Raw genomic sequence first — 13,220 nt, 5'->3', positions numbered from 1 at the left:
TCGGGGCGTTGTCAGTGGCGGCTGGGACGCTGGGTCCCATGGACAGGGACGAGGAGCTGCTGAGAGGCCGGGTCTACGGCCAAGACCACGACGACCCCCGTCCGGGCCCCCGGCCCGGGCGTGTCTACGCCGAGTTGGTCGGCGGCCCGCTGGACGGGCTGCTGCTCGACGTCACCGACCGGGCGCCGGACGCGCTGGGGGCCGGAGTCGCGCTGGAGACGGAGCTGGGCCGGTACGGCGCCGACGGGCGCTCGCTGTACGACCCGCGCCCCGGCGACGCGCTCCGCTTCGACTGGTCGGGCGACACGCCCTGATTCACCCGGTTCGGGGGCATCTCCTCTCCCGGCGCCCCCCTTCCGGCTCCCGGGGTTCGTAAGTTAGCTTAGGCTTACCTAAGTAACAGTGTCTCCGTCACCTGTCCCGGGAGAACTCGGATGCGTCCCTTCAGTACCCGCGTCACACGACCCACCCCCGCCGAGCGCGTGCGATCGATCCTCGCCGCCGCCCACTCGATGACGGTCGTCTCCGACGGAGTCCACCAGGAGGTGCACCTCCTCGACGGGACCGGGCCCATGGGACACATCCACCTGCACGACCCCTCCGAGGAGAGCCACGCCGGGCACGCCGCACGCACCCCCGTGCGCCTGGAGTTCACCGACATCGCCCCCACCCCCGTGCGCGACCGGCTGCGGGCCCGCGTCACCCTGACGGGCCTCCTCGCCGCCCCCTACGAACCCGAGTCGGCCACGAGCATCTGCATGGAGTTCGGCCAGGCCCTCCTGGAGGACGCCGAGGGCCGCAGCTTCGTCACCCTCGAAGAGCTCCACGCCACCGACATCGACCCGATGGCCTCCTGCGAGGCCTCCATGCTCACCCACCTCGTCGACAGCCACGGCGAGCTCGTCCCCCTCCTGCTGCGCCTCGTCCGCCCGCGCCCCGAACGGGACATGGTCCGCGCCCTCCCCGTCGCCCTCGACCGGTACGGCATCACCCTGCGCCTCGAACACCCCACCGGCCACCAGGACGTCCGGCTGCCCTTCCCCACCCCCGTCACCGACATCGACCAGGCCGCTCCCCGGATCCACGCCCTCCTCGCCGCCGCCCGTCGCTCCTCCCACCCCAACCGGCTGCTGACCTGAGCGAACGCCCGCCCGCCCCGGCCGAGATGCCGGAGCGGCGCGGCGGGCCAACAATGGACGGGTAGACCCGCGCGCTCGGTCGGTGCGGGGGACCGCTCGGGGACTTCCCTACCGGACACGGCCTCGCCATGAACGCAGGAAGCCCGGCCACTGGCCGGCCGGCACCGCCCAAAGGCGCCCTGTACCGACTCGGCCACTGGTGCGCCCGTCACTTCATCGTCGTCATCGCCCTCTGGCTGGCGGCGATGGTGGGACTGCAGATCACCGACAGGGCCGTCGGGGGCGAGTACTCCGACGACTTCGACCTCCCCGGCGTGCAGTCGACGGAGGGCCTCGACGTCCTCCAGGCGCACGATCCCGCCGCCGGCGGCTATGCCGCCCAGATCGTCCTGAACAGGCCCTCGGGGCCGCTCACGGACGAGGCGTCCGCCGTCAACTCGACCGTCGCCGCCCTGGAGAAACTGCCCGACGTCCTCGGCGCGCAGAACCCGCTGCCGCCGCCGGGCACCACCCCGCCGGCGCCCCCGGCCGGGGTCCCGAACACCGGCCCGCTGTCCACGGACGGCAAGACCGCCTACATCACCGTCCGCTTCAGCGCGCCCCCCTCCACCCTCGGCACCGGCTACCTGCCCGGCGTCGACGCCGCTGTCCAGCCGCTCCGGGGCGCCGGCGTCACCGTCGAGTACGGCGGCACGCTCGGCGAACTCGCCCGGCCGGAGGCCGACGACCGCACCAGCGAGGCCATCGGCTTCGCCGTCGCGATCGTGGTCCTCCTCATCGGCTTCGGCAGCGTCATCGCCGCCGTCCTGCCCCTGATCACGGCCCTCCTGGGAGCCGTCTGCGGCCTCGCGCTGCTCGGCCTGATGGCGGCCGCCTTCACCTTCGGCACGGTCTCACCCACCCTGGCGACCATGATCGGCCTCGGCGTGGGCATCGACTACGCCCTGTTCCTCATCACCCGCCACCGCCAGAACCTCATGAACGGGCACGATCCCGCCGACTCGGCCGGCCTCGCGACCACCACCAGCGGCCGCGCCGTCCTGGTCTCCGGCTGCACGGTCATCATCGCCCTCTCGGGCCTGTGGGTCTCCGGCGTCAGCTTCATCGGGAAACTGGGCCTGGCGGCCGCCTTCACGGTCGTCACGGCCGTCCTCGCCGCCCTCACCCTCGTCCCGGCCATGCTCGGGCTCGTCGGGAAGCGCATCGACCGCTACCACGTCCGCAAGCCCGTGGCGGAGACCGACGCCGAGCCCGGAGCGCCCGCGCACGGCACCTGGCACCGCTACGCGCAGCGCGTGGAGAAGCGCCCATGGTGGTTCCTGACCGGCGGAGTCCTGGTGCTGCTCGTCCTGGCCTTCCCGCTGCTCTTCATCCAGCTCGGCCACATCGGCGACGGGGCCGACCCCAAGTCGTTCACGGACCGGCGCGCCTACGACCTCATCTCCACCGCCTTCGGGCCCGGCGCCAACGGGCCGCTCACCCTCGTCGTCGACCAGTCGGCCGTGCCCGCCGCCGACCGGGCGGACCTCGCCGACAAACTCAAGCAGGCGCTCACCGGAGTCCCGGACGCCGCCTCCATCACCCCGCTCCAGACCACCTCCGACGGGGACATCCTGGTCGGCACCGCCTACTCGGTGGCCTCCCCCCAGGACGAGAAGACCACCCAGCTCACCGACCACCTCGTCCAGGACGTGCTGCCGCAGGCGGTGGCAGGCACCGAGGCACAGACCTACGTCACCGGCACCACGGCCGCCCAGGTCGACTTCCTCGACATCGTCTCCAGCCGGCTCCCCCTGATCATCGCCGTGGTCGTGGCGCTCGCCTTCCTCGTCATCCTCATCGTCTTCCGGGGACTGCTCGTGGCGGTGAAGGCCGCCGTGCTCAACGTCCTCTCCATCGCCGCCTCGTACGGCGTGGTCGTCGCCGTCTTCCAGTGGGGCTGGGGCGGGCCCGCGCTCGGAGTCTCCGGCAAAGTGCCCATCGAGAGCTACGTGCCGATGATGATGTTCGCCATCGTCTTCGGCCTGAGCATGGACTACGAGATCTTCCTGCTGTCCCGCGTCCGCGAGGCCTGGCTGCGCACCGGGGACTCCAAGGCCAGCGTGGCCCACGCCCTGGAGATCACCGCCCGGGTCATCACCTGCGCCGCACTGATCATGGTCAGTGTCTTCGCCGCGTTCATCGTCTCGGACAACATCGTCGTCAAGATGCTCGGCCTCGGCCTCGCGGCCAGCGTCCTCATCGACGCCACCGTGGTCCGCCTGCTCCTGGTGCCCGCCGTGCTGACCCTCCTCGGCAAGCACGCCTGGTGGACCCCGAGATGGCTGGACCGGATCCTGCCGCACCTGGACACCGAGGGCGAGGGGGACAGCGAGCCGGAACCGGCCGCGCCGAAGAAGAGCTGAGACCCGGCCGCGCGACGGCGGCGACGGCGGCGACGACGGGCCCCGGCCGGGCCGGGGCTCAGCCGCGCGACAACTCGCCGAGCAGCTTCCAGGTACGGCGCCGGTCGTCCTCGCCACCCAGCTCCGTCGCGGTGAACACCACCTCCGTCACCCCCGCCTCGCGGTAGCGCCGCACCTCCGCGGCGACGGTCTCCTCGTCGCCGATCACGGCAAGTTCGGCCGCCCGCGAGACCCCGGACAGCTCGATCGCGCGCCGGTACGACGGAATGCGCTCGTACAGCGCGAGCGCCTCGTGCGCCTTCTCCCGTACGGCCCCGGCGTCGGCCGTGACCACGCCGGGGACGAGGGCCACGATCCGGGGCGCCGGGCGGCCCGCCGCGGTGGCGGCGGCGGTCACGGCCGGCACGATGTGCTCGGCGAGCGCACGCGGCCCCGCCAGGAAGGGCAGGATGCCGTCGGCCAGTTCGCCGCTGACACGCAGGGCCTGCGGACCCATGGCGGCGACCAGGACCGGAACCGGCGGATCGGCGCCCGGCACCGCCGCCGAGTACGGGGTCGTCGCGGTGAGCAGCTCCCCGTGGAAGTCGGCGCTGCCCGTCTCCAGCAGCGGCCGCAGGGCCGTCAGGAACTCCCTGAGCAGGCCGATGGGCCGCTCGTACGGGATGCCGAAGCCGGTCTCCGTCAGATGCCTGGTGCCGAGCGCGAGCCCGAGGTGATAGCGCCCACCGGTCGCCGCCTGCGCGGTCTGCGCCTGGCTGGAGACGAGCAGCGGATGGCGGCCGAAGACCGGGATCGCGGAGGTCCCCACCTGGAGACCCGGCACCTCGCGCCCCACGATCGCGGCCAGCGACGGCGAGTCGTACGCGAAGGTCTGGCCGAACCACGCCGAGTGCAGGCCGGCGTCGCGTGCCTCCCGCGCGAGCCGGACCGTGCTGTCGATCGTGCGCTGGACGGCGGTCGAACCGAGCGTTACTCCGAGAGTCATGTACCCGGCAACCCGCCCGTCCGGGAACGCCATTCCCGCCGGTGTGTGAAGAGTGTGTTGCACGCCCGCCGGTCCGCCCGCCGCTCCGCGCGACCCGGCGGGCGGGGCCGGCCGGGGGAGGCGCGGGGGCGGTCGCCCCGCCCCGCGATGATGGTGCGATGAAGACTCTCGCCGAGGTGGACGCGCTCGCCGACCGCGCGCACGCCGGACAGACCGACAAGACCGGCGTCCCCTACGTCGCACACGTCCGCGCGGTCGCCGCGGGCCTGGCGCCGCTCGGCCCGCACCTGGCCATGGCCGGACTGCTCCACGACATCGTCGAGGACACCGAATGGACGACCGGGCGACTCCGCGCCGCCGGGATCCCCGACCGGGTCGTCGCCATCGTCGACGCCGTCACCAACCGGCCCGGCACGGCGTACGAGGAGAAGATCCGCCGCATCACGGAGGACCCCGACGCCACCCTCGTGAAGATCGCCGACAACGCCCACAACAGCCGGGCGGACCGGTCCGCCGCGCTCCCGCCCGAGCAGCGCGAACGGCTCGCCGCCAAGTACCGGGCGGCGCGCGGGGTGTTGTGGGCGGCGGCCGACCCCGCCGACATCGCGACGATCCTCCGCGTCGTCAACCCCGACCTCCTCGACGAACTCACCCCCTGATGTGACCGGGGTCACGGGAACCCGAACCGGGGGCCGGACAGACGAGAGACGTGAACATCGACCTGCGCGCACGCATCCGGGACGGGGACCCCTCGGCCTTCGCCGAACTCTTCGACTCCTACGCCCGGAGCGTCTACAACCACGCCTTCCGGCTGACCGGTGACTGGTCGGTCGCCGAGGACGTCATGTCGGCGACCTTCCTGGAGGCCTGGCGGCTCCGGGGCAAGGTGGACCCCGAAGGGGGATCCGTCCGGCCCTGGCTCCTCGGCGTCGCCACCAACGTCGCACGCAACCACTGCCGCGGCAACCGCCGTTACCGGGCCGCCGCCGCCGCGTACGCCTCGGCGGGACCGTCCGAGGCCTCGGTGCCCGACCACGCCTCCGAGGTCGCCGGCCGCGTCGACGACCGCCGCCGCATCGCGGCCACCCTGCGCGCCCTCGGCACGCTCCGCCGCACCGAACGCGAGGTCCTCGTGCTCTGCCTCTGGGAAGGCCTCGCCTACACCGAGGTCGCCCAGGCCCTCGGGGTCCCCGTCGGCACCGTCCGCTCCCGGCTCTCCCGCGCCCGCGCCAAACTCCGGATCGGAACCGAGGAGGAACTCGCCCGCGAAAAACGGGAACCCGCCCCCCGCCCCCGACAGACAACAGGTGATCGCGTGAACGCGGTCCGGCCCGCGCAGGAAGGAATCCGATGAACCCCGACCCGAACCAGCCCCGAACGGCGAACCGGCAGGAGAGCGGAGGCCTCCCGGCCATCGAGGAACACGACCTTCCTCCGGGCCGCCACCAGTTCCACAAGGAGCGCCTGATGAACCAGATCCACGACGACCGCCTCGCCGCCGCGGCCCGCCCCGCCCGCAACCCCTTCCTGCGGAAGGCGATCCTCCTCCCGGCCGCGACCGTCCTCGCCGGCGCGCTCGCCGTCGGCGTCCTCCTCCTCACCCCCGACGGCGCCGCCGGCCCCGGCGACCGCGCCACCGGCCCCGTCCTCACCACCTCGCTCGGCACCGTGGACGCCAAGGGAGCGCCCCGGCTCCTCGACCGGATCTCCCTCGCCGCCGCCGGGGCGGACGCCCCGCACAGCCGCGCCGGCCAGTACGTCTACATCGAGTCGCGGTCCGCCGGCACCCACCTCAGGACCGTGGGCGACGTGACCAGCGTCGTCAGCGTGCCCCTGCACACCCGGCAGACCTGGATGTCCCCCGACGGCCGCGAAGGCTGGCTGATCGAGCCCGGCGCCACCGAACCCGAGGGCATCACCCTGGCGGGCCCCGACGAGACGGGCAACCCCCCGAAGCCGCACCTCGGCGCGCCGACCCTCGACTACCTCGCCGCCCTCCCCACCGATCCCGACGCGCTGCTGCGGAAGATCTACAAGGAGACCGAGGGGCAGGGCCGTACCAAGGACCAGCAGGCCTTCACCACCATCGGCGACCTCCTCGGCGGGAGTTGGCCGTCCCCGAAGCTGACGGCCGCCCTCTACAAGGCCGCCGCGAAGATCCCCGGCGTCGTCCTGGTCGACAGCGCCACCGACGCGGCCGGACGCAAGGGAATCGCGGTCGCGCGGTTCGACGAGACCGGTGGACAGCGCACCGAGTGGATCTTCGACCGCGAGACCTACACGTACCTCGGGGAGCGCACGGTCCAGGTGGGCGACGACCACGAGGGCGGGCTCATCAAGCCCGGCACCGTCATCTCCACCAACGCCGTCATGGTCCGGGCCTTCGTCGACGACATCAAGGCCACGCCGTAGCACCACGCGCCGGGGCCACGCGCCGGGCCGCCCCGGGGGCGGCCCACCACGCGGACCGGCCCCCGACCCCGGAGGCGGCCCACGGCGCGGCCCCGCACGTGGTCTAGCGCGTCCGGCCGGCCGACCAGCCGCCCAGTTCCGTCGGGCGGTTGGTGATGATCCCGTCGACGCCGAGCGCCTCCAGCGCAGCCCAGCGGGCGGGGGTGTCCACCGTCCAGACGTTCACCGCCACGCCCGCCGCGTGCAGGGCGCCGACCACCGCCGGCCGGGTGGCGAGCGCCGCGTCCGAGACGTTGTACGCGGCGAGGTCCAGCTCCTCGGCGAGCGCCACCGGGTCGGCGTCGAGGGCGCTCCGCAGCAGGCCCAGCGGCAGCTCGGGCGCCAGCTCGCGGGCGTACCGCAGCGACGGGATGTCGAAGCTCTGGACGAAGACCCGGTCCGTCATGCCCTCGTTCCGGATCTCCCGGACGATCCGGGCCACCTCGGCGCGACTGTGCCGGCCCTTGATCTCCAGGAGCAGGTTCCCGCCGCGCACCCGGAGGTCCGCCAGCTGGGCGGCGAGGGTCGGCACCCGGGTGCCGGTGTAGGCGGGCGCGAACCAGGAGCCGGCGTCCAGCGCGTCCAGCTGGGCCGCGGTCAGGGAACGGACCGCGCCCGTACCGTCGGTCGTCCGGTCGACGGTCGTGTCGTGGAGGATGTACGGCACGCCGTCCTTGCTGGGCTGGACGTCGTTCTCGATCCAGACCGCCCCGCCGCGCCGCGCCACCTCGTCGGAGACCAGGGTGTTCTCGGGGGCCGCCGAGGAGGCGCCCCGGTGGGCGATCACGGTCGGCGGCGTCCCGGCGCGGCGCATCCACGGGCTCGCCGGAGCACCGGCCTTCGCCTCCGCCGCGACCTCCGCGGCGGGGCGGGGCGCGGACCGCGAGGGCGGGGCGGCGACGACGAACGCGGTCGCGAGCCCCGCCACGACGGTGGCCACGGCGACCAGGCCGGCGACTCCGCGCCGACGGGACCGGGCGGCGGGCGGGTGAGCGTCTCTCATGTCGGCTCACCCTAAGGGGCGCCCCCTCCGCGACACGACGGGCGGCACGAGCCCTTGGCCGGAATCGCCCGGACTGCGGCATCGTGGGGGTGTGCCCGGAGCCGAGCCATCGGGGGACCACGGCCGGGCGTGCGGAGTCGGGGGGACTCATGGAGACCGGAGAGAGACGTGCGCCGGGCGGAGACGGGATCCGGCCGGAAGGCGAAGCACCGGACCGCCGCGTGCGGCCCGGTGGGGACCGGGACCCCGTCACCGGTCCGGAGCGGGGCGGAGCGCCGACGCGCGGGCGGGGGGTGCTCGAAGGCGCGTTCGCGCTGCTCGACGCCCTGCGCCGCAGCGGTGACGAGGCGGGTGTGACCGAACTGGCGCTGGTCTGCGGGGTGCCCAAGGGCAGCGTCCACCGGCTGCTCGACCAACTGGTCACCCTCGGAGCCGTCGAGCGCAAGGGCAACCGCTACCGGGTCGGGCCCCAGCTGTACCGCCTCGGCCAGGCCTGGGAGCCGCACCCCGGACTGCGCCGCGCCGCCCGGCTGCCGCTCCAGCGGCTCCGGGCCGCCACCGGCGCGAGCGTGGTCCTCACCGTGCTCCGCGAGGACATGGCGATCACGGTCGGCTCGGTCCCCGGGGACATCGAACCGCTCCTCCCGGTACGGGACGGCATCGCGTTCCGCCTCGACACCGCCGCCGGGAAGGCCCTGCGGGGGCCGCTCCGGGGCGGTGCGGTCCTCGACCGGGAGGACGTCATGGCCGGGGTGTGCTGTGCCTCGCTGCCGGTTCGCACCCCGGACGGGCGTACGGTCGCGGCACTGGCCGGCCTGGTTCCGGCGGGCCGCCCGCTCGATCCGCTCGCCCGGGCCGTCGCCGAGGCGGGCGCCGCGATCGGCCGCGCGCTCGCCGGGGGCGGGCCCCGGAGGGCGGTGCCGTCGAGAGCGCTCGTGCCCTGAGCCCGGGCGAGCGGCCCTGTTCCGGCCAGCGGAACGCGCGTAGAACCGGGCGGCGCGGACGGGCACAGTGGGTGTCGTGCCGGGGGAACGGCACACCGGCCCCGCCGGCACCGGCGGGCCGGAACCACTGTCACGCGAGTGACCCGATGTGTGGGGGGACCACATGCGCAGGAACCGAATCGCCCGAACGGCCGCGACCGCCCTTCTCGGATTCGCCGGAGTCGCCGCCTTCGCCGGCACCGCGCAGGCCGAGCCGATCGACTACGTGCGGATCGAACTCGTCGAGCTGCACTGCCAGAAGAACAGCGAGGGCGACCACGACGAGGCCTACCTCAAGATCACCGACGCCAACGGCAACGCCGTCAAGGTCTGGCCCGGAAACGGCGTCAAGTACCAGACCATGGGCACCGGTTACGTCCGCTCCATGGCCGACGGCAACAGCAACGCGGCCCTGATCCTGGGCAAGCAGCAGGCCCGCACCCTGACCCTCTGGGACTACGACTCGACCAGCGGCGACGACAAGCTCGGCGCCACGCTCGTCACGGGCAGCGAGGTCGGCGCCGAGACCCAGTGGCGCTCCGTGGAGGGCTCCGGCGGCGTCTACGTCATCGGCTACCGCGTGATCGACATCTGATCCATTCACCGCACGGGGGAGGGCCGCGCCGGTGCGACCGGCGCGGCCCTCCTCCCGATGCGGGGATCAGTCGCCTCCGGGTGCGCGCAGCTCGCCCGACCGCGCCACCCGCGCGTACCAGCGGGCGCTGGACTTCGGGGTCCGCTCCAGGGTGTCGTAGTCCACCCGGACCGCGCCGAACCGCTTCGCGTAGCCGTAGGCCCACTCGAAGTTGTCCAGGAGCGACCAGAGGAAGTAGCCGCGGACGTCCACCCCGTCCTCGATCGCCCGGTGCACCGCCTCCAGATGCGCGTGCACGTACGCCGCGCGCTCCGGGTCGTGCACCGAACCGTCCGGGGACACCACGTCCTCGTACGCCGCCCCGTTCTCGCTGATGACCAGCGGGAGCCGGGGGTACGCCTCCGACACCCGGGTCAGCAGGTCGTACAGGGCGCTCGCGTCGACCGGCCAGCCCATCGCCGTCCGCTCGCCCGGCGCCCGGTGGAAGGCGACCGCGTCCGCGCCCGGCCACGGCGAGTGGTCGCTGTTGCCGTGACCGTCGTCCTGCGGCTTCTCCGCCCCCTCCCGGACCTGGGAGACGAGCGTCGGCGCGTAGAAGTTGATCGCGAGCAGGTCCAGCGGCTGCCCCGCGGTCGCCGTGTCGCCGTCCCTCACGAAGGACCAGTCCGTCAGCTGCGCCGTGTCGGCGATCAGGTCCTCGGGGTAGGCGCCCTCCAGCATCGGACCCAGCCAGATCCGGTTGCCGACGGCGTCGATCCGGCGGGCCGCGTCGCGGTCCTCGGCCGAACCGGTCAGCGGCCGGATCTCGTGCAGGTTGAGGGAGACCGAGAGCTGCCGGTCCGAGGGCAGCGCCGACCGCAGCGCCCGCACCGCGAGCCCGTGCCCGAGGTTGAGGTGGTGGGCCGCGCGCAGGGAGGCCACCGGGTCCGTACGCCCCGGCGCGTGCACCCCGGAGCCGTACCCCAGGAACGCGCTGCACCAGGGCTCGTTGAGCGTGGTCCAGCGGTTCACCCGGTCGCCGAGGGCGTCGGCGACGATCCCCGCGTACTCGGCGAACCGCTCGGCGGTCGCCCGCTCCGGCCAGCCGCCCGCGTCCTCCAACTCCTGCGGCAGGTCCCAGTGGTAGAGGGTCAGGGCCGGCTCGATCCCGGCGGCGAGCAGCTCGTCGACGAGCGCCCGGTAGAAGTCCAGGCCCTTCTGGACGGCCGGGCCGCGGCCGGTGGGCTGCACCCGGGACCAGGAGACGGAGAACCGGTAGGCGTTCAGGCCGAGTTCGGACATGATGCCGACGTCCTCGCGGAACCGGTGGTAGTGGTCCACGGCCACGTCGCCGGTGTGGCCCTCGAAGACCTTGCCGGGGGTGTGCGAGAAGGTGTCCCAGATGGACAGGGTACGGCCGTCCTCCGCCGCCGCTCCCTCGATCTGGTACGCGGCGGTGGCCGCGCCCCAGAGGAAGCCGGGCGGGAACGAGCGGATGGCGGTGAGCGGCCGGGTTTCGGACGCGGTCATAGGAGAGCGCTCCCAACGCGGGTACGGGGTCGGTACGTTCGGTCGTGCGGTACGGAAGGGGGGCGGAGTGCGGGCGGCGGGAACCGTCAGCTCTTGACGGCGCCGGCCGTGATGCCGCCCACGATGTGCTTGCCCAGGAAGGCGAAGACGAGCAGCAGCGGCACGGTGGAGATGAGGGCGCCGGTCAGCACGACGGCGTGGTCCACGCTGTGGTTGCCCGCGCCGAGACCGGCGAGCGCCACCTGCAGGGTGGGGTTGCCGTCCGGGGTGAGGGCGATGAACGGCCAGAAGAAGTCGTTCCACGCCTGGACGAAGACGAGCATGCCGAGCACGGCCATGGCGGGTCTGGCCACCGGGAAGACCACGTGCCAGATGATCCGGAGGCTGTGCGCGCCGTCCATCCTGGCCGCCTCCACCAGCTCCGTCGGCAGCGCCTCCACCAGGAACTGGCGCATGAAGAACACGCCGAAGGCGGCGACGAGCGAGGGCAGGACGACCGACTGGAGCTGGTCGAACCAGCCGAGGTCCGTGATGATCTGGTAGAGCGGGATGACGCTGAGCTGCGGCGGGATGGTCATGGTGGCGACCACGAGCGAGAGCAGCACGCCCCTGCCCCGGAACGGCAGCTTGGCGAAGGCGAAACCGGCGAGCGTGGAGAACAGCACGGTGGACAGGGCCACCAGGCTCGCCACGATCGTGGTGTTGATCAGCGCCTCGCCCATGTCGACCTGGTTCCAGGCGAAGCTCAGGTTGTCCAGCAGGCGGTTGCCGGGCAGCAGCGGCGCCGGGGCCTCCACGACCCGTTCGCCGGTGTGCGAGGCGGCGACCACGTTCCAGTACAGCGGGAAGAGGGAGACGAACGCGGCCCCGACGAGCAGGAGGTAGGTGAGCGGTCCTGCGTGGTGCTGGCGGCCGGCCGTCTGCCGGAAGCGCCGTCCCGGGCGGTTCGCCGACGGGGCTCGGGACGCGGTCGGGTCGAGTGTGCGGGTCACGGGTCAGCCCCCCAGCTTCTTGCGGTGGTGGCGGGAGACGAGCGCCTGGACGCCGCCGACGAGCAGCAGGAGCAGCAGCATGACCCAGGCGATCGCGGAGGCCTGGCCCAGCGCGCCGGTGATCCACCCCTTCTCGTACATCAGCAGGCTCAGCGTCTGGAACTGGTTGCCGCTGCCGCCGCTGATGCCGACGCTGCCGCCGAAGAGCATCGGCTCACCGAACAGCTGGGTGGCTCCGATGGTGGAGACGATGATGGTGAAGAGGATCGTCGGCCGGATGGACGGGATCGTGACGCTGACGAACTGGCGCCAGCGCGAGGCGCCGTCGAGCGAGGCCGCCTCGTACAGGTCCTGCGGAACGGCCTGCATGGCGGCGAGGTAGATCAGCGCGTTGTAGCCGGTCCAGCGCCAGGTGACGATCGTCGAGATCGCGATCTGCGCCGGCCACCTGGACGACTCCCAGTTCACCGGGTCGAAGCCGAACCAGCCCAGGACGCCGTTGATCATCCCGTAGTCGGTGTTGAACAGCTGGGCGAAGACGAGGGTGGCCGCCGCGATCGAGGTGGCGTACGGCGCGAGGATCGCGACCCGGAAGAAGCCCCGGCCGCGGAGCCGGTAGTTGAGCAGGTGCGCCAGGCCCAGGGCCATGAGCAGCTGGGGAACGGTCGAGATGACCCCGATGGTGAAGGTGTTGACGAGCGCGTTCCAGAAGAACTCGCTGGTCGCGAGGTCGGTGTAGTTCTCCAGCCCCTTCCACGTCGGGTCACCGCCGAGCTCGACCCGGTGGAGCGAGAGCCAGCCGGTGTAGATCAGCGGGAAGAGGCCGAAGGCGGCGAAGGTGAGGAAGAACGGGGCGACGAAGACGTACGGGATCGCCCTGAGGTCCCAGCGGTAGAGCGTGCTGCGCCAGCGGGGGGAGGAGCGGTGGCCGCGCGGGCCGGGGGAGGAGGGCGGTGCGGCGGGCGGCGGGGAGCCGTCCGGCCTCGCCCGAACGGGGGTGGCCACGGGGGCGTCCTTCCGGGTCGATGCGTGCGGTGGTGCGGACGGTGGGGGGGCGCCCCCCCCCGGGGGGGGGCCCCCCCCCCCCCCCCCCGACAGGGAGGGGGTTTTGTGGTCCCAACTGATTAAGTTTGACCAAGGCAGTTGCCGGTGGGTGGC

General features: G+C 73.2%; 13 protein-coding genes. 8 read left to right on the top strand and 5 right to left on the bottom strand.

Going from position 1 to position 13,220, the window contains the following annotated elements:
- The first annotated feature begins 38 nt into the window (after positions 1–38).
- From ABT129_RS32790 to ABT129_RS32780, 3 genes are all read left to right on the top strand, one after another.
- Positions 39–314 carry a hypothetical protein gene (locus ABT129_RS32790; protein ID WP_351908912.1) on the top strand — a complete coding sequence of 92 codons (276 nt, stop codon included), beginning with the start codon at positions 39–41 and terminating at the stop codon, positions 312–314.
- A 120-nt stretch (positions 315–434) separates the two neighbouring features.
- Positions 435–1,139, top strand: a complete 705-nt coding sequence (locus tag ABT129_RS32785) for a DUF2470 domain-containing protein (protein ID WP_351908910.1) — start codon at positions 435–437, stop codon at positions 1,137–1,139.
- A 128-nt stretch (positions 1,140–1,267) separates the two neighbouring features.
- Positions 1,268–3,544, top strand: a complete 2,277-nt coding sequence (locus tag ABT129_RS32780) for an MMPL family transporter (protein WP_351908908.1) — start codon at positions 1,268–1,270, stop codon at positions 3,542–3,544.
- Positions 3,545–3,602: 58 nt separating this feature from the next.
- Here ABT129_RS32780 and ABT129_RS32775 read toward each other — a convergent pair whose 3' ends face one another.
- Positions 3,603–4,529, bottom strand: a complete 927-nt coding sequence (locus ABT129_RS32775; RefSeq protein ID WP_351908906.1) for a TIGR03564 family F420-dependent LLM class oxidoreductase — start codon at positions 4,527–4,529, stop codon at positions 3,603–3,605.
- A gap of 158 nt (positions 4,530–4,687) precedes the next feature.
- On the opposite strand from ABT129_RS32775, the gene ABT129_RS32770 reads away from it, so the two are divergent.
- The 3 genes from ABT129_RS32770 to ABT129_RS32760 are packed head-to-tail and all read left to right on the top strand — an operon-like array spanning position 4,688 to position 6,941.
- Positions 4,688–5,188, top strand: coding sequence for an HD domain-containing protein (locus tag ABT129_RS32770; RefSeq protein WP_351908904.1), 501 nt, complete (start codon positions 4,688–4,690; stop codon positions 5,186–5,188).
- Between the two features lie 50 nt (positions 5,189–5,238).
- Positions 5,239–5,883, top strand: coding sequence for an RNA polymerase sigma factor (locus ABT129_RS32765; protein WP_351908902.1), 645 nt, complete (start codon positions 5,239–5,241; stop codon positions 5,881–5,883).
- Positions 5,880–6,941 (top strand): CU044_5270 family protein, encoded by a 1,062-nt coding sequence (locus ABT129_RS32760; protein ID WP_351908900.1) that lies wholly within the window; start codon positions 5,880–5,882, stop codon positions 6,939–6,941. Before ABT129_RS32765 ends, ABT129_RS32760 begins: the two co-directional genes overlap by 4 nt.
- Before the next feature lie 103 nt (positions 6,942–7,044).
- Here the strand turns inward: ABT129_RS32760 and ABT129_RS32755 are convergent, their stop codons facing one another.
- Entirely contained in the window at positions 7,045–7,983 is a 939-nt protein-coding gene (locus ABT129_RS32755; RefSeq protein WP_351908898.1) for a glycerophosphodiester phosphodiesterase, read from the bottom strand.
- A 221-nt stretch (positions 7,984–8,204) separates the two neighbouring features.
- Here ABT129_RS32755 and ABT129_RS32750 point away from each other — a divergent pair, with 221 nt between their 5' ends.
- Complete coding sequence (locus tag ABT129_RS32750; protein ID WP_351908896.1) at positions 8,205–8,927, top strand: IclR family transcriptional regulator; 723 nt, start codon at positions 8,205–8,207, stop codon at positions 8,925–8,927.
- 163 nt (positions 8,928–9,090) lie between these two features.
- Entirely contained in the window at positions 9,091–9,561 is a 471-nt protein-coding gene (locus ABT129_RS32745) for a hypothetical protein (RefSeq protein ID WP_351908894.1), read from the top strand.
- A 66-nt stretch (positions 9,562–9,627) separates the two neighbouring features.
- Here ABT129_RS32745 and ABT129_RS32740 read toward each other — a convergent pair whose 3' ends face one another.
- From ABT129_RS32740 to ABT129_RS32730, 3 genes are all read right to left on the bottom strand, one after another.
- Positions 9,628–11,070 carry a GH1 family beta-glucosidase gene (locus tag ABT129_RS32740; RefSeq protein ID WP_351908892.1) on the bottom strand — a complete coding sequence of 481 codons (1,443 nt, stop codon included), beginning with the start codon at positions 11,068–11,070 and terminating at the stop codon, positions 9,628–9,630.
- Positions 11,071–11,156: 86 nt separating this feature from the next.
- The gene (locus tag ABT129_RS32735) at positions 11,157–12,062 is read right to left on the bottom strand and encodes a carbohydrate ABC transporter permease (RefSeq protein WP_351908890.1); all 906 of its coding nucleotides are present in this window, start codon (positions 12,060–12,062) and stop codon (positions 11,157–11,159) included.
- Positions 12,063–12,065: 3 nt separating this feature from the next.
- A complete protein-coding gene (locus tag ABT129_RS32730) occupies positions 12,066–13,067 on the bottom strand; it encodes a carbohydrate ABC transporter permease (protein ID WP_351908888.1) in 1,002 nt (333 codons plus the stop codon).
- Positions 13,068–13,220 lie beyond the last annotated feature (153 nt).

The organism is Streptomyces sp. NPDC002057 (assembly GCF_040296665.1).
Lineage (GTDB): Bacteria > Actinomycetota > Actinomycetes > Streptomycetales > Streptomycetaceae > Streptomyces.
This window is presented reverse-complemented; position numbering and strand designations above follow the sequence as displayed.